Source organism: Chromobacterium sp. S0633 (genome assembly GCF_024158805.1).
Taxonomy (GTDB): Bacteria; Pseudomonadota; Gammaproteobacteria; order Burkholderiales; family Chromobacteriaceae; genus Chromobacterium.
In genome coordinates this window covers 1-21,446 of the sequence record NZ_JAMZGH010000009.1, presented here as the reverse complement: position 1 = coordinate 21,446, position 21,446 = coordinate 1, and the positions used below count along the sequence as shown (strand labels likewise).

Below are 21,446 nucleotides of genomic sequence, written 5' to 3'. Positions count from 1 at the left end.
AACCGCCCGGCCCGGCCCGCGTTATTGCGAGAGTCGGGCCGGGGATTAAAGTTGACGGCCAAACGGCCGATAACATGACAGTATTCCCCCGCCGGCTGGCAGCCGGCGGCCCCGTGATGGAACACGCAACGACCACAACGCTTGATTTTCTCGCAAGACAAGCGCGCCAGCGGCAGCGGCGCGCCAGGGAGGCGTCGTCATGGCATCCATCACCACCAGCGTAGGGCCGCTGGACGTGCAAAGCATTGTCAGCCAGCTGATCGCAGTGGACTCGCAACCGCTGACCCAAAGCCAGAGCCGGGTCAGCAATTATCAGTCCCAGCTCAGCTCCATCGGCCAGATCAGCTCCGCGCTGTCCAGCCTGCAGACCGCCTCCACCGCCATGGCCTCCGGCAGCTTTCTGCAGCAATTCCAGATCGCCTCCACCGACAACACCATCGCCAGCGCCAGCGCCACCAGCGGCGGCGTGGCCGGCAACTACGCGCTCAACGTCACCCAGTTGGCCCAGCCGAGACAACTGGTGTTCGACCAAACCTCGGGCGGGCAAGCCATCACCGACCAGAACGCCGCGCTGGCCGGCGCGCCCGGCGCGCTGAGCTTCACCGTCAACGGGACCACCAGCACCGTGCAGCTGGGCCAGAACGGCTCCGCCGTCTCGCTGTCCTCCATCGCCGACAGCATCAATAGCGCCGGCATCGGCGTCAACGCCTCGGTGGTGGAGTACAACAGCAAGTTCTCGCTGGTGCTGGCCTCCGCGCAATCCGGCCCCGCCAACGCCTTCAGCATCGCCGCCGGCGGCAGCGACAGCGGCGCCGCGTCCGGCAACACTCTGGCCGGCCTGAGCCAGAGCGGCGCGGCCGCCGGCGAATCCGCGGCGGCCCAGGACGCCTTGCTCACCGTCAACGGCGTCAATGTGTCCAGCAGCAGCAACACCCTGAGCAATGTGATCAACGGCGCCACCGTCAACCTCAACAAGCTGGGCCAGGTGACGCTGAACATGAGCCAGAACACCGCCAACGTCACCTCCACGCTGCAAACCTTCGTCAGCGCCTACAACCAGGTGATCAGCGCCAGCAACGCCGCCCTCAACGGCAGCATGAAGAACAATAGCGACGTCATCGGCCTGCAAGAGCAGCTGTCCGGCCTGCTCAGCACGCCGGTGCCGGGCGTCAACGCCTCCTCCTCTTACGCCTATCTGGCCCAGGTCGGCATCACTCAGCAGGCGGACGGCACGCTGAAACTGGATTCCAGCGCCTTCACCACCGCGCTGAACGCCGATCCCGGCGCGGTGGCCAATCTGTTCGGCAACGCCCAGAACAACGGCTACGCCAACGCCTTCAACACCGCCATCAACAATCTGCTGGGCCCCAACGGCATGATCACCGCCGATCAGGGCGACATCAACGTCAAGATCAACGACGAAACCAATCTGCAGGCTCAGCTCAACAACCAGTTGGCCAACGAGAAAAGCTCGTTGCTGAACGAATACACCGCGCTCAACAGCGAGCTGTCGGCCATGCAGCAGTCCACCTCCAGCCTGGCCAATCTGCTGGCTTGAGCGCGGCGACGCCGGCGGCGGCGCTCTGCGCCGTCGCGGCGTTTGCCGTATACTGACGCAACTCACGCAGCCTCGCGCTGTCGAACCCCGTTTGCACCGGCCCTTCGGCCCCGGATTCAATGACTGCCCGCATTCAATACTCTCGTCGCCAACTACTCCAGATGGGCGCGCTCAGCGCCGGCCTTGGCCTCTTGCAAGGATGTCGCACCATGGTTGACCAATCCCTTCCCGCGCCGGCAGCCGTCGGCAGCAGCCTCTATTTCACCGCCTGCTCCGGCCCGCTGCCGGACGCGCGCCAAAAGCAGCAAGCCGTGGAGCGGCTGCGCCTGGCCGGCTATCAGCTGGAAAACGTCCAGGCGCTGGACCGCCGCCATCAGCGTTTCGCCGGCAGCGACGCGCAAAGGCTGGCCGACCTCAATCAGCTGATCTCGCGCCGCAGCGCGCCGCAGCTGCTGGTGGCCGGCCGCGGCGGCTACGGCGCCACGCGGCTGCTGCCCCACATCGACTACGGCCGGCTCTGCCCGCTGCTGCGCGAATCCGGCAGCCAGCTGATCGGCTACAGCGACTTCACCGCCATTCAGCTGGCCTTGCTGGCCAAGGGCGGGCTGGGCAGCTTCGCCGGCCCCATGGTCAGCGACTTCGGCGCCAAACAACCCAGCGCCTTCACCCTCAATGAATTCCTGACCACCACCACCACGGCCAACCGCCAGCTGCGCGTCGACGCGCCGCAGCGCCACAACGCCAGCGGCGAAGGCGTGTTCTGGGGCGGCAACCTCAGCGTGCTCAGCAGCCTGGTCGGCACGCCCTATCTGCCGGACATCAAGGGCGGCCTGCTGTTCCTGGAGGACGTCGCCGAACAGCCCTACCGCATCGAACGCATGCTGCAGCAGCTGCATCTGGCCGGCGTGCTGGCCAAACAGCGCGCCATTTTCATCGGCGATTTCAATATGAGCCGCCAGGTCGACCTCTACGACCCCGGCTACACCCTGGACGCGGTGCTGGCGGAAATCCGCCGTCTGACCGGCGTTCCGGTGCTGACAGGCATTCCTTTTGGTCATGTCCACGACAAGACCACGCTGCCGCTGGGCTTCCCGGCCCGCTTCAGCGCGGACGGCGGCGGCCTGACGCTGCAGTTCTTCGACTACCCGGTGACGCCGGCCAATCCGCAACAAAAAGAACTACTTAGCGTTCCCGCGCCGCTCTAGGGCGCTCGCGCCTTCCGCCGCCCGCGCGCGGCGCGCCTTGACGCTCCTGCGAGACTAGGGCAAGTTTTTCCGCTTGCCCGCCATCCCTCACAGGAGCCCCGCATGCCCCCTCGTATTCCGCTGCTGGCCGGCGCGCCGCTGATCGCCGGCCTGCTGGCCGCTGCGCCGTCAAGCGCCGCCGAACAGGGCTATCAGACCCCGCCCGCCGAATTGCGCGCCCTGGTGGACGCGCCGCGCCCGCCCTTGCAAAGCCTGGGCCCCAAGCGCCGGACCCTGCTGCAAATCCATCGCCCCGGTCTGCCCGGCATCGCCGACGTCGCCCAGCCCGAACTCAAGCTGGCCGGCTTGCGCCTGAACCCCGCCATGCGCGCCGCCAGCCGTTTCGACTTCGGCAACGCGCTAAGCCTGCTGGACGTGAAACAGGGCCGCAGCCGCGCGGTGCGCGGCCTGCCCGCCGGAGCCCGCATCGCCGACAGCGCCTGGTCCGCCGACGAAAGCCGCGTGGCTTTCAGCCTATGGGGCGCCAAGGGCGTGGAGCTGTGGCTGTTGGACGTGGCCGACGCCCGCGCGCGCCGGCTGGGCGAGGTCCACCTCAACGCCACCACCGGCCCCGGCTTCGCCTGGTTCGGCGAACAGCTGCTGATCAAGCGCGTGCCGGCGAAGCAAGGCCCGGCGCCGCGGCCGCCCCAGGCTCCGAGCGGCCCCAATATCCAGCAAAGCGAAGGCGGCGCGCTGTCCCAGACCCGGACCTATCCCGACCTGCTCAAGACCCCGTACGACGCCGACCTGCTGGACTACCAGCTGCAAAGCCAATTGGCCTTGCTCAGCCTGGACGGCAAGCTCAGCCCCATCGGCCAGCCCGACCGCTATCTCGGCGTCAGCGCTTCGCCCAATCGCCAATACCTGCTGGCCACCCGACTGCAACGCCCCTACTCCGGCCTGGTGCCGATCTCCCGCTTCCCCAAGCGCGTCGACGTATTGGACCGGCAAGGCCGCATCGCGCATACCGTGACCCAGCGGCCGCTGCTGGAACGCATGCCTTCCGGCAACGACGCGGTGGAGACCGGCCCGCGCGAAATCGCCTGGCGCGCCGACGCGCCGGCCAGCCTGTTTTGGGTCGAAGCGCTGGACGGCGGCGACCCCGGACAAAACGCCGCCGAGCGCGACGCGCTCTATCTGCAAGCCGCGCCCTTCCAGCAAGCGCCGCGGCAGCTGCAGCGGCTGGCCAGCCGCTTCGCCGACGTCCGCTGGGGCCGCGGCGACCTGGCCCTGGTGCGCGAACACTGGTGGAAAAGCCGTGAACTGAAAGTCTGGCGCGCGCGCCCCGACCAGGATCGTCCGCCGGAACTGCTAAGCAGCCGCAAATCGGAAGACCGCTACAGCGACCCCGGCGAGGCGGCCATGATCAGCAACGTCAACGGACAATCCGTGCTGCAAACCACGCCGGACGGCAAGGCCATCTATCTGCTGGGCGAAGGCGCCGGCCCCGAAGGCGACCGTCCCTTCGTCGACCGCTACGCGCTGGACGACAAACGCGCCACGCGGCTGTGGCAATCGCAAGCGCCCTGGTTCGAACGGCCGGCCGCGCTGCTGGACGACGCAGGCCGGGACCTGCTGCTCAGCCGCGAATCCGTCAGCCAGCCGCCCAATCTCTACCGTCTGACGCTGGGGCAAGCGTCCGGACCGCTGGCGCTGACCCATGTGCCGCACCCGACGCCGCAATTGAAGGACGTCGCCAAGACACTGCTGCGCTACCGGCGCGCCGACGGCGTGGCGCTGACCGCCACCCTCTATTTGCCGCCCGGCTACGAGGCCAAGCGCGACGGCCCGCTGCCGGTGCTGATGTGGGCCTATCCCACCGAGTTCAAAACCGCCGCCGCGGCGAGCCAGGTGACGGAATCGCCCTACCGCTTCAATCGGATCAGCTATTGGGGACCGCTGGCCATGCTGGCGCGCGGCTACGCGGTGCTGGACGATCCGGGCATGCCCATCGTCGGCGAAGGCGAGAAAGAGCCGAACGACAGCTATCTGCCGCAGCTGAAAATGAACGCCCAGGCCGCGGTGGACGAAGTGGTGCGCCTGGGCGTGGCCGACCCGGCCCGCATCGCCGTCGGCGGCCATTCCTACGGCGCCTTCATGAGCGCCAATCTGCTGGCACACACCCGGCTGTTCCATGCCGGCATCGCCCGCTCCGGCGCCTACAACCGGACGCTGACGCCCTTCGGCTTCCAATCGGAGGAACGCAATTTCTGGCAGGCCAAAGAGGTTTATCAAGCCATGTCGCCGTTCAACTACGCCAATCAGATCAAGGACCCGCTCTTGCTGATCCACGGCGAAATGGACAACAACCCGGGCACCTTCCCGCTGCAAAGCGAGCGTCTATACCAGGCGCTGCAAGGCCTGGGCGCGGTTGCGCGGCTGGTGACCCTGCCGGCGGAAAGCCACGGCTACCGCGCTCGCGAATCGATATTGCACATGCTGTGGGAACAGGACCGCTGGCTGGGACGTTACCTGGGCCGCGCCGGCGCCGCGCGGCAGCCGTCCTAGGAAACCGTTCAGAGTCGCGCGAGCACGAGCGGGACAAGGCCTTGCGGCGGAGAAAGCGGAGCGTGCAAGCGCTGCATGGGCATTTCGAAGCCGTACTCGCCGCGCCGCGTCCCACGAAGCGCGGCAGACCTTGAACAAGCGCTAAGCGGCGAGGCCGCGCGCGGCCTGCGCGGCCATCGCCAAGCCCACCAGGAACATCAGGCCGGCGGACAGATAGGGCGCGCGCCGCGCCCACTCGCCCAGGCCGCCGAAACGGGCGCCCGCCTGGCGCACGCCCCAGGCCGCCAGCACGCCGACGCTGACCAGCGCCAAGGCCAGCCCCAGGCTGAACGAAGCCACCATGGTGGCGCCCAGGGAGAAGCGCTTCAGATGCAGGCATAGCAGCAAAATGGTCACCGAGGCCGGACACGGTATCAGCCCGCCGGTCAGGCCGAACAAGGCGATCTGCGCATTACCCACCTTCCTGCCGGCGAAGCGCCGCTGGATGTGCTCGGCGTGCGCGCGTTCATGCGCGTCCTGATAGGCGGGCAGCGTCGCCGTCGCTCTTCGCGCCGGCTTGGCCGGCCCCGCGCTCACCGCCCGGCGATACGTCCCCGCCCCCTCGACGCCGGCCACCGCCGGCGCGAAACGCACGGGATAGCGATGAACGTGGCCGCCATGGCTTAGGAGCAAGGCCTTCGCCATCGCCCCGGCCGGCAAGCGCGGGCTGAGCAGATACTCCCCCTCAGTTTCAAAAGCCAGTTCCCCGGCCTCCTCCTCGCCTTGCCACGCCAGCGCCAAGCCGCGCCCATCGGGTTTCAGCCGTCGCAGGCCGGCGCTGTACTGGTACAAGGCCACGCGCAGACCGTCCTCGCGCAGAAGCAAGGCCTCGACCAGACCATGGCCGGTGTCTATCATGCTGCCGCCGTTTGGCGGCCGCCGCATGGCCCGCGCCACCAGATTGTCCCGCCGGGTGCGCCACAACATCCAGGCCGCCACCGCCAAAACCACTACGGCGGAAAACAGCATCAGATACGGCTCCGCCTGTTCGGCGATCAACTGATTGCCGTATTGGAGCGCCAGCGCCGCCAGCAGCCAGACGATCAGCGAATGCGACAAGGCCGCGCACAGGCCCAGCAGTACCGCCTGGCCTATGCTGCCTCGGATGGCGATGATGAAAGACGCCATCATGGTCTTGGAGTGCCCGGGCTCCAGCCCGTGCAGCGCACCCAACAGGATGGCGGACGGAATGAACAGCCAGAGATTGATGTTGCCCTGTTGGATCAGCTCGGCGATTGGCGGCATCTTTGACCTTCTTTACAATGAGTTCCATTTGGCCGCCGTGGACGATTGGAATCAACGCGTCCGGCGGCGGATTGGCGTCAATATACTATACCCCAGTATATTATCAATAGAAGGAAGCTGCGCGCATGCCGCATACCGTGAAAGACAAGAAGAAATTATTGACCCGCGTCCGCCGCATCAAGGGCCAGGCGGAAGCGCTGGAACGCGCACTGGAACAGGAAGTCGATTGCTCGGCCGTGCTGCAACAGATCGCCGCGGTGCGCGGCGCCGTCAATGGGCTGATGATGGAAGTGATGGAGGGCCATCTGCGCGAACATCTGGGCCCTGAGGCCGACGACCCGCTGCAGCGCAGCCGGGACCTGGAACAGGTGGTGGGTGTCTTACGCTCCTATCTGAAATAAGAGCCCTAACAAAACCGCGCTGCGCACCTGAGCTACGGCGCGCCGACACAGACAGTACCAGTACGACAAGGAGGCGCAACGCAGGATCAGGGGTTTTGTCAGCGGGCCTGAGAAACCTGTTTACGATCTGCTGCGCGTTGTGGAGCGTTACACGGTGAGTATCCCTTCGAAATACTCATGTACCGTGTGTACACTCCGCTTTCTCAGCGGTTTTCGCCTTGTCTCACCTTCGCTCGCGAGATCGTAAACACGTTCTAAGCGCGCAAAAAAATTGGGAGGGCTAAGCCCTCCCATCAAGTCTTGTAGCCAGGAGTGTTACAAGAAATCCTGCGCCGCCGGCCGTCTGCCGGCGCGCGAGTAAGCGATCTCGCTTAGTTCCAATTCTGCGGCAGCTTGTAGCCCGCGTACTTCTGCTTGGCGAAAGCCTTGAACGCCGGCGAGTTGTAAGCCGCCACCACGTCCTTGGCCCAGGGCTTGGCCAGGTCCGCCGTGCGTACCGCGCCCCAGTTGACGTAGGCGTAGCTCTTTTCCTGATAGATCGCCTCGGTCAGCTTGATGCCGGAACTGGTGGCGTAATTGCCGTTGATCACCGAGAAGTCCACATCGCTGCGCGAACGCGGCAGTTGCGCGGCTTCCAGCGGAATGATCTTGATCTTCTTCACATTCACGGCGATGTCGCGCTCGGAAGCGGTCAGCGGGTTGATGCCCGGCTTCAGCTTGACCCAGCCCAGATCGGCCAGCATCACCAGCGCGCGGGCGAAATTGGACGGATCGTTGGGGGCGGCCACGGTGGAACCCACTTTGACGTCTTTCAGCGCCTTGATCTTGCCGGCGTAGATGCCCAGCGGCGCGGTCGGCACCTGGAACGCCTCTTTCAGGTTCAGCTTGTGCTCTTTGACGAAGTTGTCCAGATAGGGCTTGTGCTGGAACACATTCACGTCCAGCGCGCCTTCCTGCAAGGCCAGATTAGGACGCACGTAATCGGTGAACTCCACCAGCTTGACCTTGTAACCCTGCTTTTCCAGGATGGGCTTGATCGATTGCTTGACCATATCGCCGAAATCGCCGACGGTGGTGCCGATCACGATGTCCTTCTTGGCCGGGTCCGCCGCCAGCGCCGCGCCCGCTGTCGCCAAGCCCAATACCGACGCCGCCACTGCCTTGATCACGAATCTACGCATTTGTTTCTCCTGCTTGTCCATTGATAGGTAAAAGCTTAGCCCTGCCGGCGCCTGGCGCCGGCGGATGTCAACGTTTGTCCAGCTTGGCGGCCAGCCGGTTGCCCAGCAGCTGGATGACTTGCACCAGCGCCACCAGCATCAGCACCATGGCCACCATCACATCGGTTTGATAACGGTAGTAGCCGTAACGGATGGCCAGATCGCCGATGCCGCCGCCGCCCACCACCCCCGCCACCGCGGTATAGCTCAGGAAGCTGATGGTCAGAATGGTCAGACTGGAAATCAGGCCGGAGCGCGCCTCGTTGAGCAAGACCTTGCAGATGATCTGCAGCGGGCTGGCGCCCATCGCCTCGGCCGCCTCCACCACGCCGCGCGGAATTTCGCGCAGCGTCTGCTCGACCAGGCGGCCGAAATACGGAATCGCGGCAAAGGCCAGCGGGACCGAAGCCGCCACCGGACCGATGGTGCTGCCCACCAGCGCTCGCGTCAGCGGCACCAGCGACACCATCAGGATGATGAAGGGGAAGGAACGCACCAGGTTCACCACCCAGCCCAGCACGCCGTTCAGCGCGCGGTTGGCGAACTGCTGACCCGGCTGGGTCAGGTAGAGCACGATGCCGAGCGGACCGCCCAGCAAGACGGCCGCGCTCAGGCCTATGCCCAGCATCACCAGCGTTTCCTGGAAGGCCTGCCAGATTTCCGGCCCCATGCTCACCAGGTTTTGCAATGCTTCGTTCAGGGTTGCGGCATCCATTACGCGGCCTCCAGCAGCGAGCGCGCCAGATCGGAATCCGCCGCCACCTCGTTATTCGACACATCCACCACTTCCACCACCCGGCCGGCGTCCAGGGCCGCCGCGCGATGGCAGATCGCCCTCACCACGCCCATCTCGTGGGTGACGATGACGATGGTGACGCCAAAGCGTTGATTGATGTCCTTCAGACAATCCAGCACGGCTTGAGTGGTTTTCGGGTCCAGCGCCGAGGTGGGCTCGTCGGCCAGGATCACCTTGGGATTGGGCGCCAGCGCGCGGGCGATGCCGACGCGCTGCTTCTGGCCGCCGGACAATTGCGCCGGATAGTGATTGGCGCGGTCCAAGAGGCCCACCACTTCCAGGCATTCATGGACGCGCTTGTCGATATCCGCCTTGGCCCAGCCCGCCACTTCCAGCGGGAAGGCGACGTTGCCGGCCACGGTGCGGTTGGCCATCAAATTGAATTGCTGGAACACCATGCCGATATTCTGGCGCGCGCGGCGCAAGGCCTTGGCGGACAGGCTGGTCAGGTCTTCGCCGTCGACGATGACGGCGCCGTGGTCCGGACGCTCCAGCAGATTGATCAGGCGCAGCAAGGTGGATTTGCCGGCGCCGGAAAAGCCGATTAGTCCGAAGACTTCGCCCGGACGAATCGTGAGAGAGGTGTCCGTGACCGCATCGAACCAGCCCCCCTCGGGGTGACGGAAACGCTTACGAACATTTTGCAGATGAATCATTCCAAATACTCCAAAAACACAAGGCCCGCCAATGAACTTGGCGGGCCTTGCATGGGAATCTTCGGAATCACTGCGGAATCGAGATTACTGTAAGCAGATGCTGGATCACGTCCTGGGGCTGCTTACCCACGCTTTAGCTGTTTTACGCCCGCAAGCTGTGTTCAAATCGGCGACTAAATTTGTTTATGATTGAACATCTATTTTCGTTTCCAGTCAATAGTTCCGACTAAAAAAGATTGAAATTATCTCATCCCACTCAAAAAAAATTGCCCGCTTAGCGCTCAAACTTATAAGCAAATCAGCGCGCGGCATATGAAAAACCGCCGCCAGCAAACGCTGGCGGCGGCGATCGGACATCGTTCAAACCGGACTTATTGCGCGTCGGACAAACCCTGCTTGCCCATCGTCACGCTGTACTTCTGACGCAAGGTGTCCAGATAGCTGGACAGCTGGGCGTTGGCGTTCATCTCGCCCAGGATCGCGCTCAGCTGGCCGCGTTCGGCCTCGCTGGCCGCCGGCGCCGGAATCACTTTGTCGATGCGATAGAGCGCGTATTCGCCGTTGTCGCGCTTGGCGCCGGCGAAGGCCGGCAGCTTGCCCGCCTGAGCGGCGAACACCGCCCGCGCGTCGGCGATGGGCAGGCCGGCCGGATCGCGGCGCAGCAGGGTCCTGGCTTCGCTCCAAGCCTTGCCCTCGCCCTTGCCCGCCTTCAGCTCGGCCAACAGCGCCTGGCCCTTCTTCTCGGCCAGCTTGGCGCCTTCCTTGGCCACCAGCTCGGCCTTGATCACCTCGCGCACCTCGTCCATCGTCTGCTGACGCTCCGGCTGATGTTCGGCCACGCGCACCACCAACAGGCGGCTGTTGCCGATGTCCACCGGCTCGCTATTGTGCTTCTTCTTCAGCACGTCTTCGCTGAACGCCGCCTCAAGCACTTTGGGGCTGTTGAGCAGCGGGTCCGCCGCCGGCTTGCCGCGGCTCAGCCAATCGGAATGCTGCGGCTGCAGCTTCAACTGCTCTTGCAGCGCCTTCAGCGAATCGCCCTGCTGGTAGGCCAGTTCGGTCAGCTTGTCGGCCTGGCTGCGGAACAGGCTGCCCGCCTGCTGACGCTGCAGCTTCTCGGCGATAGCCGCTTTCACTTCGGCGAAGTCCTGAGCCTTCACTTCGTCCAGCTTGATGATGTGATAACCGAACTCGGTTTCGATCACTTCGCTGATCTGGCCCGGCTTCATGCGGAACACCGCGTCGTCGAAAGGCTTGACCATCATGCCGTGGCCGAAGAAACCCAGATCGCCGCCATTGGCCGCGGAGCCCGGATCTTGCGACTTGGCCTTGGCCAGTTCGGCGAAACGGGCCGGATTGGCGCGCACGTCCTTCAGCAAGGCCTCGGCTTCGGCCTTGATCTTGGCCTTCTGCTCCGGCTTGGCGTCCTTGGCCACCGTCAGCAAGATATGGGAGGCGCGGCGCTGTTCGTTGCTGAACTCGGCCTTGTGTTCTTCGTAGTATTTCTGCAGCTCGGCGTCGCTGGGCTTAAGGCCTTGAGCCAAGGCGTCCTGGGACAGCAGCACGTAGTCGAGCTTGACCCGCTCCGGTACGCGGAAACGCTTCAGGTTGGCGTCGTAGAAGGCCTTGAGCGCGGCGTCGTCGGTCTTGACCTCGGCGGCGAAATCCGCCGGCTTCAACAGCAAAGAGCGCACTTCGCGGCCCTCGCCCAACAGGCCGGCCAGACGGTTGACCACGGTGCCGGCGACGAACTCGGTGCCGGCGATGCCGGTCAGCTGGCTTTGCAGCACGATGTCGCGCTTGACCTGGGCTTCGAAGGCTTCAGGAGACGGATAGCGGTTTTGCAGGAATTCGCGATAGCGTTCCGGGCTGAACTTGCCGTTGTCCTGGAAGGCGGGAATGGAGGCGATGACTTTGCGCAGCTGCTCGGGGCTGACGGTGACGCCGCGGTCGTGCGCGTCGGACAGCAGCAGTTCCTGGCGGATCAGGTTTTCCAGCGCGGCCTGGCGGCTTGCCGGATCGGTGGGCTGGCCCTCCAAGGCTCGATCCAGATCGCGCTTGTAAATCTTGGCGGAACCTACCTTGGCGAGATAAGGGTCGTCGGAAGCTGCTTCATAGCTGCCCACGCCGAAGCCCACGAAGGTCAACGCAACAGCTCCCAATACAACCTGAATGAAGACTTTATTGTTCTGGACAAACTCGAACATGGCGATTGGCTTGAGCCACCCTTGTCAAAAAAAAAGGTGAACGCTGTATTTCGTTCACCTTTTTGTGAGTTCTGGCGGAGCGGACGGGACTCGAACCCGCGACCCCCGGCGTGACAGGCCGGTATTCTAACCAACTGAACTACCGCTCCGGACTGTGGTGGGCGTTGACGGAGTCGAACCGCCGACATTCTGCTTGTAAGGCAGACGCTCTACCAACTGAGCTAAACGCCCCTCGAAACACCTTGCCAGCCGCTAGGGGCTGCCAAGGCCGCTAATTATAGCGCGTCTTTCAGTGCCTTGCCAGCACGGAACTTCGGCGAACGAGCTGCCGGGATCTTGATGGTGGCGCCGGTCTTCGGGTTGCGGCCGCTGCGTTCAGCGCGTTCGCCAACGTAGAAGGTGCCGAAGCCCACCAGGGTCACGGTGTCGCCCTTTTTCAGAGCGTCGGTTACAGCGGCCACCATGCCGTCCAGCGCCTTGGCGGCGGCGGCTTTGGAGATATCGGCCTCAGCGGCAATAGCGTCAATCAGTTCAGACTTGTTCACGTAAGTCCCCTTTCGTCGTTCTCGGTCTACGTAATTCGGATAAAAACCGCTTGCTTTATAGCAAGGGCGAAATCCTTGTGTCAAGCGGCTTTGACGGGCATTTTGCCATTTCGCAAACACACTGGAAAGCCGCTTGAACACAAGTTATTCAGCGTTCGGCTAAGGCCATGATTCTTAATGCTTCATCACGGACACGCCTTGCGCTGCCTCCTGCGTCCCTCGCAACTCCTCCGCCGGCTTTTCTTCTTCCGACAAAGGCTCCGGTTGCCGCTCCAAGGCCAAAGCCAAGACTTCGTCTATCCACTTAACGGCATGGATTTCGATTTTATGCTTGATATTGGCGGGAATTTCAACCAAATCTTTTTCGTTGCCTTTGGGGATCAACACGTGCTTGATCCCGCCGCGATGCGCCGCCAGCAGCTTCTCTTTCAGGCCGCCGATAGGCAATACCTCGCCGCGCAGCGTGATCTCGCCGGTCATCGCCACGTCGGCGCGCACCGGAATGCCTGTCAGGATGGACACCAGGGCCGTGGTCATCGCAATGCCGGCGCTGGGCCCGTCTTTGGGCGTCGCGCCTTCCGGCACGTGGATGTGCATATCGCTCTTCTCGTAGAAGTCCGGCTTGATGCCCAGCGAACGCGCGCGGCTGCGCACCACGCTCATCGCCGCGGTGATGGACTCCTGCATCACCTCGCCCAGCTGGCCGGTGCGGATGATGTTGCCCTTGCCCGGCAGCGACACCGCCTCGATGGTCAGCAGTTCGCCGCCCACCTCGGTCCACGCCAGGCCGGTGACCTGGCCGATGCGGTTCTCGTCCTCGGCGATGCCGTAATCGAAACGGCGCACGCCCAGGAATTTGTCCAGGTTGCGGCCGCTGACGGTCACCTTGCTCGCCTTGCCGGCCTTCAGCGAGGCGCTGGTCACCACCTTGCGGCAGATCTTGGCGATTTCGCGGTCCAGGCTGCGCACGCCGGCTTCACGGGTGTAGTAGCGCACGATGTCGCGCAGCGCGGTCTCCTGCACCGCCAGCTCGCCCTCCTGCACGCCGTTGGCCTTCATTTGCTTGGGCAGCAGGTATTTGGTGGCGATATTGACCTTTTCGTCCTCGGTGTAGCCGGCGAGACGAATGATTTCCATCCGGTCCAGCAGCGCCGGCGGAATGTTCAGCGAGTTGGCGGTGGCCACGAACATCACATCGGACAAGTCGAATTCGACTTCGGCGTAATGATCGATGAAGGAGTGGTTCTGCTCCGGGTCCAAAACCTCCAGCAAGGCCGACGACGGATCGCCGCGGAAATCCGCGCCCATCTTGTCCACTTCGTCCAGCAGGAACAGCGGGTTCTTCACCGCCGCCTTGCTCATGTTCTGCAGCACTTTGCCCGGCATGGAGCCGATATAGGTGCGGCGATGGCCGCGGATCTCGGACTCGTCGCGCACCCCGCCCAGCGCCATGCGCACGAACTTGCGGTTGGTGGCGCGCGCCAGGGACTGGCCCAGCGAGGTCTTGCCCACGCCCGGCGGCCCCACCAGGCACAGAATCGGCGCCTTGAGCTTGTCGACGCGCTGTTGCACCGCCAGGTACTCCAGAATCCGCTCCTTGACCTTCTCCAGGCCGAAGTGATCCTCGTCCAGCACTTCCTCGGCCTTGGCCACGTCCTTGCTGATCTTGGTCTTCTTCTTCCACGGCAGTTCGAGCAGGGTGTCGATGTAGTTGCGCACCACGGTGGCTTCCGCCGACATCGGCGACATCATGCGCAGCTTCTTGAGCTCGGACATCGCCTTCTCGCGACCCTCCTTGCTCATGCCTGCGACCTTGATCTTGTTTTCCAGCTCGTCGAGGTCGCTGACCTCGTCCATCTCGCCCAGCTCTTTCTGAATCGCCTTGACCTGCTCGTTCAGATAGTACTCGCGCTGGCTCTTTTCCATCTGCCGCTTGACGCGGCCGCGGATGCGTTTTTCCACCTGCAGGATGTCGATTTCGCCTTCCAGCTGCGACATCAGGTGCTCGAGGCGCTGCTGCACGTCGAACATCTCCAGCACCTCCTGCTTCTGCTCCAGCTTCAGCGGCAGGTGGGCGATGATGGTGTCGGCCATGCGGCCGGCGCGGTCGATGCCGGCCAGCGAGTTCAACACTTCCGGCGGAATCTTCTTGTTCAGCTTGACGTACTGCTCGAACTGCGCGAGCAGCGCGCGGCGCATCGCCTCGGTCTCGGTCGATTCCTCGGCCTCCGGGCTCAGCGGCTTGAAAGCGCCGACGAAGCATTCGTTTTCTTCGCCCACGGATTCGATCATCGCGCGCTGACGGCCTTCGACCAGCACCTTGACGGTGCCGTCCGGCAGCTTGAGCATCTGCAACACCGAAGCGATGGTGCCGACTTGATACAGGTCGTCGGCGGACGGTTCGTCCTTGGAGGCGGAACGCTGCGCCACCAAGAGAATTTGCTTGCCCTCGTCCATCGCCAGCTCCAGCGCGCGGATGGACTTGGCGCGGCCGACGAACAACGGGATCACCATATGGGGGAAGACCACCACGTCGCGCAGCGGCAGCAATGGCAGCGTGGCTTCTTCTTTGAGTTCTGCGGGTTGCGGCATATCACCTAACCTTGCTTATGAAACAATGCTTGGGAGATGGGGGGGCGGACAGTAAAATTCAACACCCCCATACTAAATCAGATTTCCGGCTCTACAAATAAAAAACCGCCCGGTTTGGGCGGTCTCCGGAGTCGCGGCGGACAATCAGGCCGATTGCGCCTTGTCGTCCTTGTCGCGATAAATGAACAGCGGTTTGTCGCCCTTGTCGATAACCTTTTCATCCACCACGACTTTTTCCACGTCGGCCATGGACGGCAGCTCGTACATGGTGTCGAGCAGCGCCCGTTCCAGGATGGAGCGCAAACCACGCGCGCCGGTCTTGCGGCTCAGCGCCTGCTTGGCGATCACCCGCAAGGCGGACGGACGCACTTCCAGCTCCACCGACTCCATCGAGAACAGCTTCTGATACTGCTTGATCAGCGCGTTCTTCGGCTGGGTCAGGATGGTGACCAGCGCCTCTTCGTCCAGCTCCTCCAGCGTGGCCGCCACCGGCAGCCGGCCGATCAGCTCGGGAATCAGACCGAAACGGATCAGATCCTGCGGCTCCACTTCCTGGAACAACATGGACAAGCTCTTGCCGTCGTCCTTGGAGCTGATGTCGGCGCCGAAACCGATGCCGCCCTTTTCCGAGCGCTGGCGAATGATCTTCTCCAGCCCGTCGAAAGCGCCGCCGCAAATGAACAGGATATTGGTGGTGTCCACCTGGATGAATTCCTGATTCGGATGCTTGCGGCCGCCCTGCGGCGGAATCGAGGCCACGGTGCCCTCGATCAGCTTCAGCAAAGCCTGCTGCACGCCCTCGCCCGATACGTCGCGGGTGATGGACGGGTTTTCCGACTTGCGCGAGATCTTGTCGATCTCGTCGATGTAGACGATGCCGCGCTGGGCCTTGTCCACGTCGTAGTCGCATTTTTGCAGCAGCTTCTGGATGATGTGCTCGACATCCTCGCCCACGTAACCCGCTTCGGTCAGCGTGGTGGCGTCGGCGATGACGAAGGGCACGTCCAGCAAGCGGGCCAGAGACTGGGCGAGCAAGGTCTTGCCGGAACCGGTCGGACCGATCAGCAGGATATTGCTCTTGGCCAGCTCGACCTCGCTCTTGCTTGCCGGGCTGCTCAGACGCTTGTAGTGGTTGTACACCGCCACCGACAGGGTCTTCTTGGCGAAATCCTGACCAATGATGTATTGGTCGAGATCCGCGCGGATTTCCTGAGGCGTAGGCAGCGGACTGTCTTCGGAGGAGGACGCGGCGTCGCCGACGCCCTTCTCCAGCTCCTCGCGAATGATGTCGTTGCACAGCTCGACGCATTCGTTGCAGATGAAGACCTGCGGCCCGGCGATCAGGCGTTGGACTTCATGCTGGCTCTTGCCGCAGAAAGAGCAGTAGAGAAGCTTTTCATTGCTGTTCTTATCAGCCATTGGCGGATTCCATCGCTCCTTAAGCTTTCACGTCCTTGTGGGACGTCAGCACTTTGTCGATCAAGCCGTAGGCCTGTGCCTCGTCGGCGGACATGAAGTTGTCGCGCTCGGTGTCGGCGATCACCCGCTCCAGTTGCTGGCCGCTATGTTTGGCCAGCAGCTCGTTCATCTTGGCCTTGACTTTGACCAGTTCGCGAGCATGGATCTCGATATCGGTGACCTGGCCGGACAGGCCGCCGCCGTACAGCAGCGGCTGGTGAATCATCACCCGGCTATTGGCCAGCGCGAAGCGCTTGCCCTGCGCGCCGGCGGCGAGCAGGAAGGCGCCCATGCTGGCGGCCTGGCCAATGCACAAGGTGGAAACATCCGGCTTGATGAAGTTCATCGTGTCGTAAATGGACATGCCCGCGGTAATCGACCCACCCGGCGAGTTGATGTAGAAGTGGATGTCCTTGTCCGGATTTTCCGATTCAAGGAACAACATCTGCGCCACAACCAGGTTGGCCGACTCATCCGTGACAGGGCCCACCAGGAACACGATGCGTTCCTTCAGCAGACGCGAGTAGATGTCATACGCGCGCTCGCCGCGGCCGCTCTGTTCCACCACCATGGGCACCAGGCCCAGACCTTGAGGTTCCATCATCGATTTCATCGGCCACTCCAGCTGTTATCAGGCGTTGTTGCCCATCAGGGCGTCGAAGGACAGTTCTTTCTCTACAACATTGGCCTTGGACAGCACAAATTCAACCACATTGTCTTCCAGTACCATGGAAGTCGGGCCTTCCAGGCGGTCCGGGCTGGCGTAATACCAGGTCAGCACTTCAGCCGGATCTTCGTAGCTGTCGGCGAACTCGGTGATCATGGCCTTGACTTGGTCCTGCTTGGCTTCCAGCTTGTTGGACTCCACCACTTCGGACAGGATCAGGCCCAGAGCCACGCGGCGCTCGGCTTGCTGAGCGAACAGTTCCGGCGGGAACGGCATGTCTTTGACGTTCATGCCGCGTTGCTGCATGTCGCGACGGGCTTGCTCGACCAGACGGCCGATTTCCAGGCTGACCAGGGCTTTCGGCAGTTCGATCTCGGTGGCGTCCAACAGCGCCTGCATCACGTTTTCCTTGGTGCGGGCCTGCAGACGGCGCTTCACTTCGCGTTCCACGTTCTTGCGGATTTCAGCGCGCATTTTCTCAACGTCGCCGTCGGCGATGCCCAGCAGCTTGGCGAACTCTTCGTTCACTTCCGGCAGCACGGCTTCAGCCACGTTCTTCAGCAGGATTTCGAACACGGCGGTTTTACCGGCCACGTCTTTGCCGTGGTAATCCTCGGGGAAGCTCACTTCCACGCTCTTGATGTCGCCTTCCTTCATGCCGGCGACGCCCGCTTCAAACTCGGCCAGCATCTGGCCTTGGCCCAGCACGAAGGGGAAGTTCTCGGAAGAACCGCCTTCGAAGAGCACGCCGTCGATGGCGCCCTTGAAGTCGATGATCACGCGGTCGCCGGTGGCGGCTTCGCGCTCAACGCGGTTGTAGCGGGTGCGCTGCTTGCGCAGGATATCGATGGTTTTCTCGATTTCGGCGTCGGTCACCGGGGTCAGCGGCTTTTCCACTTCCTTGCCGGCCAGCTCGCCAACCTTCACTTCCGGGTAAACCTCGAAAGTGGCGGCGAACTTGAAGTTTTCCTTGTCGTCGCCGGCGGCTACCGGCTCGAAGCGCGGGTAGCCGGCAACGCGCAGCTTCTGCTCGCTCACGGCGGAGTAGAAACCCTGTTGAACCTGTTCACCCATCACTTCTTCACGCACCTGGGCGCCGTAGTTCATTTCCACGATCTTCAGCGGAGCCTTGCCCGGGCGGAAACCTTGAATCTTGGCGTTGCGGGCCACGCGCTTCAGGCGCTCGGCCACTTGCGTGTCGATGGCCGCCATCGGCAGGGCGATATTCATGCGGCGCTCAAGATTGCTCAATGTTTCCAGCTGTACTTGCATGTTAAATCCTTAAGTGTGTGACAGGTTTAGTCATCTGGGACGGTACGACGCCACGGATCGGCAGACACGAAGGACATTGCCTCACCTCAGAAGTGGCGCTGCGCGGAGTTACACCACGCACCCAACGCGAAAACGGACAGTATAGCACGCGGCCGGTGCTGGCAAGTAGCCGCCGCGCGGCCGCGGCGGGCCAAGCGGGCCTAGCCCCGCCGCGGATTCCGGCATGACGGCGCCCCGAAAAACGGCAAGCTTTTGAATCGACGCGTGAATGCGCAAATGATTTCAGCCAGAACCAAGCCCGGCCGATAGGACGGCCGGGAACGGCGATAAAGGAATTCAATCAGCAATGTTGAATATTCCAATCAAGCCAACGCTTAACCTTGCCCCGCCGCTCTTGTATATTGTCAGCCGAAACGCCGGCGCCCGCGCGCGGGCCCGCTGGCTGAATAGTCCGCTCTTGCTCTTGGATTCCGACGGACAGACACCATACTTCAGAACTGAACGACTCGACCTCGGCGCCCAACCGGCCGCCCCGGTTTGACGCAATCGGTTTCATTACCCGCTTCTCACACAGGAAAACATCATGACCACGACTCGCCACAGCCCCCTGCTGATTCTTGGCTCCGGCCCCGCCGGCTACACCGCCGCCGTTTACGCGGCGCGCGCCAACCTGAAGCCGGTGCTGGTCACCGGCCTGGCGCAAGGCGGCCAGTTGATGACCACCACCGACGTGGACAACTGGCCCGCGGACGCCGCCGGCGTGATGGGCCCGGAACTGATGCAGCGCTTTCAGCAGCACGCCGAGCGCTTCGGCACCGAAATCCTGTTCGACCACATCCACACCACCCATCTGCATGAAAAACCGATCCGCTTGGTGGGCGACGCCGGCGAATACACCTGCGACGCGCTGATCATCGCCACCGGCGCCTCGGCCAAATACCTGGGCCTGGCCTCCGAAGAAGCGTTCAAGGGCAAGGGCGTGTCCGCCTGCGCCACCTGCGACGGCTTCTTCTACCGCAACCAGGACGTGGCGGTGATCGGCGGCGGCAACACCGCGGTGGAAGAAGCGCTGTATCTGGCCAACATCGCCAAGCACGTGACCCTGATCCACCGCCGCGAAACCTTCCGCGCCGAGAAGATTCTGATCGACAAGCTGATGGACCGCGTCAAGGAAGGCAAGATCAGCCTGAAGCTGAACGCCACCCTGGACGAAGTGCTGGGCGATGCTTCCGGCGTCACCGGCCTGCGCCTGAAGTCCATGCAGGACGCCTCCACCGAAGAAATCAAGGTAATGGGCCTCTTCGTCGCCATCGGCCACCAGCCGAACACCGAGATCTTCAAAGGCCAGCTGGAAATGGACGGCACCGGCTACCTGATCACCAAGAGCGGCCGCGAGGGCAACGCCACCGCCACCAGCGCGGCGGGCGTGTTCGCCGCCGGCGACGTGCAGGACCACATCTACCGCCAGGCGGTGACCAGCGCGGCCTCCGGCTGCCAGGCCGCCCTGGACGCGGAACGTTACCTGGACAGCCTGAAGTAAACACTTGAAAGCCTTCAAGAAAGCCTTGCAAGGCCTGCGCCAGCAGGTGCGCGACTCCCGCGCGCCGGCTGGCGTTTCCGTTTCCGCCGCGCCGCCGGCCGAACCGGAACCGGATTTCCGCCAGCTGTTCCGCGACGTCAAGCCGCTGAAGCCGGACAACCGCCACGCCAGCCCTCGCCCCAAGCCCAGCCCGCATCCGCGCCGCCGCCATCAGCACGGCCAGACGTCGGAAGCGGTGCAACAGGCCTTGCTGCAGCAGATGGTGGGGTGGTTCGAACCGGCAGAGATCGACGCCCATTTCGCCCGCCCCGGCATGCCCTCCGCCACGCTGAAAAAGCTGCGCGCAGGCTTCTGGCCGGTCTGCCGCCAGCTCGACCTGCACGGCTGCGACCGCTACCAGGCCCAGGACGCCTTGGCGCTGTTCCTGCACCAGGCGCGGCGCCACGGCCCCTGCGTGCGGGTGATACACGGCAAGGGCTTCGGCTCCAACGGCCAGCCCGTGCTCAAGCGCATGGTGCGCGCCTGGCTCAAGCACCACCCCGATGTGCTGGCCTTTTGCGAGGCCGGCGAATCCATGGGCGGCGCCGGCGCGCTCTTGGTGCTGCTGCGGCGGGAACACGCGCCGTGAAAATTTCGTTACCCATTCCCATTGTCTAACCGGGCGGGAATCCGCTAATCTCAAAACAAGGCGGACGCACCAACCCAGTTCCACCACAGGAGTTACTGCATGTCCGGCATTGCTTGCCCCGACTTCACCCTGCCCGGCACCGCCGGCGTCTCGTTTCAGCTGTCCAGCAGCCCCAAGCCGCTGGTGATCTACTTCTACCCCAAAGACAACACCCCCGGCTGCACCAACGAAACCATGGATTTCCGCGATCTGCACGCCGAATTCGCCGCCGCCGGCGCCGCCGTTGTCGGCATTTCCCGCGACAGCCTGAAGTCTCACGAGAACTTCAAAGCCAAGCTGGAGCTGCCATTCGAATTGTTGTCCGATGCAGAGGAGGTTGTTTGCAATCTGTTTGGCGTCATCAAGATGAAGAATATGTATGGCAAACAGGTCAGAGGGATTGAACGCAGCACCTTCGTGATTGGCCGGAACGGCGACATCGCGCGCGAATGGCGCGGCGTCAAAGTGCCAGGCCACGCCGCGGCGGTGCTGGACTTCGTCAAGACGCTCTAAAAACTGCGACGGGGTCGGCCGATTCCCGGCCCGCCCCGCGATAAAACCAGGGGATCATCATGGCCAGCCGCAAAAAAATCAGCGCCAGCAAGCTGTTTGTTCTCGACACCAACGTGCTGCTGCACGACCCCACCTGCTTGTATCGCTTCGAAGAACACGATGTGTTCATCCCCATCATCACGCTGGAAGAACTGGACACCCACAAGAAGGGGATGTCCGAAGTGGGGCGCCACGCGCGCCAGGCCAGCCCGTTCCTAGATGAGATCGTCAGCGGGGGCGAAGCCAAGATCGAAACCCGCATTCCGCTGAAGAGCGCCA

General features: G+C 63.3%; 18 protein-coding genes and 2 tRNA genes. 8 read left to right on the top strand and 12 right to left on the bottom strand.

Annotation, left to right across the window (positions count from 1 at the left end; genetic code table 11):
* Positions 1-199 precede the first annotated feature (199 nt).
* From fliD to NK214_RS08540, 3 genes are all read left to right on the top strand, one after another.
* The gene (fliD, locus tag NK214_RS08550; RefSeq protein WP_253314233.1) at positions 200-1,558 is read left to right on the top strand and encodes a flagellar filament capping protein FliD; all 1,359 of its coding nucleotides are present in this window, start codon (positions 200-202) and stop codon (positions 1,556-1,558) included.
* A 209-nt stretch (positions 1,559-1,767) separates the two neighbouring features.
* Positions 1,768-2,763 (top strand): LD-carboxypeptidase, encoded by a 996-nt coding sequence (locus NK214_RS08545; protein WP_235088790.1) that lies wholly within the window; start codon positions 1,768-1,770, stop codon positions 2,761-2,763.
* Positions 2,764-2,865: 102 nt separating this feature from the next.
* On the top strand, positions 2,866-5,310 hold the full coding sequence (locus NK214_RS08540) for an alpha/beta fold hydrolase (protein ID WP_253314232.1): 2,445 nt from the start codon (positions 2,866-2,868) through the stop codon (positions 5,308-5,310).
* 141 nt (positions 5,311-5,451) lie between these two features.
* Here NK214_RS08540 and NK214_RS08535 read toward each other — a convergent pair whose 3' ends face one another.
* Positions 5,452-6,594 (bottom strand): sulfite exporter TauE/SafE family protein, encoded by a 1,143-nt coding sequence (locus NK214_RS08535; RefSeq protein WP_253314231.1) that lies wholly within the window; start codon positions 6,592-6,594, stop codon positions 5,452-5,454.
* 125 nt (positions 6,595-6,719) lie between these two features.
* On the opposite strand from NK214_RS08535, the gene NK214_RS08530 reads away from it, so the two are divergent.
* Complete coding sequence (locus NK214_RS08530) at positions 6,720-6,995, top strand: metal/formaldehyde-sensitive transcriptional repressor (RefSeq protein WP_107799205.1); 276 nt, start codon at positions 6,720-6,722, stop codon at positions 6,993-6,995.
* 371 nt (positions 6,996-7,366) lie between these two features.
* Here the strand turns inward: NK214_RS08530 and NK214_RS08525 are convergent, their stop codons facing one another.
* From NK214_RS08525 to tig, 11 genes are all read right to left on the bottom strand, one after another.
* Positions 7,367-8,176 carry a MetQ/NlpA family ABC transporter substrate-binding protein gene (locus tag NK214_RS08525; RefSeq protein WP_107799206.1) on the bottom strand — a complete coding sequence of 270 codons (810 nt, stop codon included), beginning with the start codon at positions 8,174-8,176 and terminating at the stop codon, positions 7,367-7,369.
* 67 nt (positions 8,177-8,243) lie between these two features.
* Entirely contained in the window at positions 8,244-8,930 is a 687-nt protein-coding gene (locus NK214_RS08520) for a methionine ABC transporter permease (RefSeq protein WP_107799207.1), read from the bottom strand.
* A complete protein-coding gene (locus NK214_RS08515; protein WP_107799208.1) occupies positions 8,930-9,667 on the bottom strand; it encodes a methionine ABC transporter ATP-binding protein in 738 nt (245 codons plus the stop codon). The genes NK214_RS08520 and NK214_RS08515 overlap by 1 nt, the downstream gene beginning before the upstream one ends.
* Before the next feature lie 371 nt (positions 9,668-10,038).
* Positions 10,039-11,874 carry a SurA N-terminal domain-containing protein gene (locus NK214_RS08510; protein WP_253314230.1) on the bottom strand — a complete coding sequence of 612 codons (1,836 nt, stop codon included), beginning with the start codon at positions 11,872-11,874 and terminating at the stop codon, positions 10,039-10,041.
* A gap of 72 nt (positions 11,875-11,946) precedes the next feature.
* Positions 11,947-12,023, bottom strand: a tRNA-Asp gene (locus NK214_RS08505).
* A gap of 6 nt (positions 12,024-12,029) precedes the next feature.
* A tRNA-Val gene (locus NK214_RS08500) sits at positions 12,030-12,105 on the bottom strand.
* A 44-nt stretch (positions 12,106-12,149) separates the two neighbouring features.
* On the bottom strand, positions 12,150-12,419 hold the full coding sequence (locus NK214_RS08495) for an HU family DNA-binding protein (protein WP_019101406.1): 270 nt from the start codon (positions 12,417-12,419) through the stop codon (positions 12,150-12,152).
* A gap of 174 nt (positions 12,420-12,593) precedes the next feature.
* The gene (lon, locus tag NK214_RS08490; protein WP_107799210.1) at positions 12,594-15,011 is read right to left on the bottom strand and encodes an endopeptidase La; all 2,418 of its coding nucleotides are present in this window, start codon (positions 15,009-15,011) and stop codon (positions 12,594-12,596) included.
* Between the two features lie 144 nt (positions 15,012-15,155).
* The gene (gene clpX, locus NK214_RS08485; protein ID WP_107799211.1) at positions 15,156-16,430 is read right to left on the bottom strand and encodes an ATP-dependent Clp protease ATP-binding subunit ClpX; all 1,275 of its coding nucleotides are present in this window, start codon (positions 16,428-16,430) and stop codon (positions 15,156-15,158) included.
* Positions 16,431-16,449: 19 nt separating this feature from the next.
* Positions 16,450-17,082 (bottom strand): ATP-dependent Clp endopeptidase proteolytic subunit ClpP, encoded by a 633-nt coding sequence (gene clpP, locus NK214_RS08480; protein WP_107799212.1) that lies wholly within the window; start codon positions 17,080-17,082, stop codon positions 16,450-16,452.
* Between the two features lie 18 nt (positions 17,083-17,100).
* Positions 17,101-18,408 (bottom strand): trigger factor, encoded by a 1,308-nt coding sequence (gene tig, locus NK214_RS08475; protein WP_107799213.1) that lies wholly within the window; start codon positions 18,406-18,408, stop codon positions 17,101-17,103.
* Positions 18,409-18,991: 583 nt separating this feature from the next.
* Here tig and trxB point away from each other — a divergent pair.
* The 4 genes from trxB to NK214_RS08455 form a co-directional block, all read left to right on the top strand.
* The gene (gene trxB, locus NK214_RS08470) at positions 18,992-19,948 is read left to right on the top strand and encodes a thioredoxin-disulfide reductase (RefSeq protein WP_235088794.1); all 957 of its coding nucleotides are present in this window, start codon (positions 18,992-18,994) and stop codon (positions 19,946-19,948) included.
* A gap of 4 nt (positions 19,949-19,952) precedes the next feature.
* Positions 19,953-20,576, top strand: a complete 624-nt coding sequence (locus NK214_RS08465) for a Smr/MutS family protein (RefSeq protein WP_227108205.1) — start codon at positions 19,953-19,955, stop codon at positions 20,574-20,576.
* Between the two features lie 99 nt (positions 20,577-20,675).
* Positions 20,676-21,128, top strand: coding sequence for a peroxiredoxin (locus tag NK214_RS08460; protein WP_048414751.1), 453 nt, complete (start codon positions 20,676-20,678; stop codon positions 21,126-21,128).
* A gap of 59 nt (positions 21,129-21,187) precedes the next feature.
* The coding region (locus tag NK214_RS08455; protein ID WP_253314229.1) for a PIN domain-containing protein at positions 21,188-21,446 on the top strand (259 nt) is incomplete at its 3' end.

Excerpts from the sequence above, each read along its gene's own strand:
- lon (WP_107799210.1), bottom strand. The coding sequence starts at position 15,011 with ATGCCGCAACCCGCAGAACTCAAAGAAGAAGCCACGCTGCCATTGCTG.
- clpX (WP_107799211.1), bottom strand. The coding sequence starts at position 16,430 with ATGGCTGATAAGAACAGCAATGAAAAGCTTCTCTACTGCTCTTTCTGC.
- NK214_RS08540 (WP_253314232.1), top strand. The coding sequence starts at position 2,866 with ATGCCCCCTCGTATTCCGCTGCTGGCCGGCGCGCCGCTGATCGCCGGC.
- fliD (WP_253314233.1), top strand. The coding sequence starts at position 200 with ATGGCATCCATCACCACCAGCGTAGGGCCGCTGGACGTGCAAAGCATT.
- NK214_RS08535 (WP_253314231.1), bottom strand. The coding sequence starts at position 6,594 with ATGCCGCCAATCGCCGAGCTGATCCAACAGGGCAACATCAATCTCTGG.
- clpP (WP_107799212.1), bottom strand. The coding sequence starts at position 17,082 with ATGAAATCGATGATGGAACCTCAAGGTCTGGGCCTGGTGCCCATGGTG.
- trxB (WP_235088794.1), top strand. The coding sequence starts at position 18,992 with ATGACCACGACTCGCCACAGCCCCCTGCTGATTCTTGGCTCCGGCCCC.
- tig (WP_107799213.1), bottom strand. The coding sequence starts at position 18,408 with ATGCAAGTACAGCTGGAAACATTGAGCAATCTTGAGCGCCGCATGAAT.
- NK214_RS08520 (WP_107799207.1), bottom strand. The coding sequence starts at position 8,930 with ATGGATGCCGCAACCCTGAACGAAGCATTGCAAAACCTGGTGAGCATG.
- NK214_RS08530 (WP_107799205.1), top strand. The coding sequence starts at position 6,720 with ATGCCGCATACCGTGAAAGACAAGAAGAAATTATTGACCCGCGTCCGC.
- NK214_RS08510 (WP_253314230.1), bottom strand. The coding sequence starts at position 11,874 with ATGTTCGAGTTTGTCCAGAACAATAAAGTCTTCATTCAGGTTGTATTG.
- NK214_RS08515 (WP_107799208.1), bottom strand. The coding sequence starts at position 9,667 with ATGATTCATCTGCAAAATGTTCGTAAGCGTTTCCGTCACCCCGAGGGG.
- NK214_RS08525 (WP_107799206.1), bottom strand. The coding sequence starts at position 8,176 with ATGCGTAGATTCGTGATCAAGGCAGTGGCGGCGTCGGTATTGGGCTTG.
- NK214_RS08545 (WP_235088790.1), top strand. The coding sequence starts at position 1,768 with ATGGTTGACCAATCCCTTCCCGCGCCGGCAGCCGTCGGCAGCAGCCTC.
- NK214_RS08460 (WP_048414751.1), top strand. The coding sequence starts at position 20,676 with ATGTCCGGCATTGCTTGCCCCGACTTCACCCTGCCCGGCACCGCCGGC.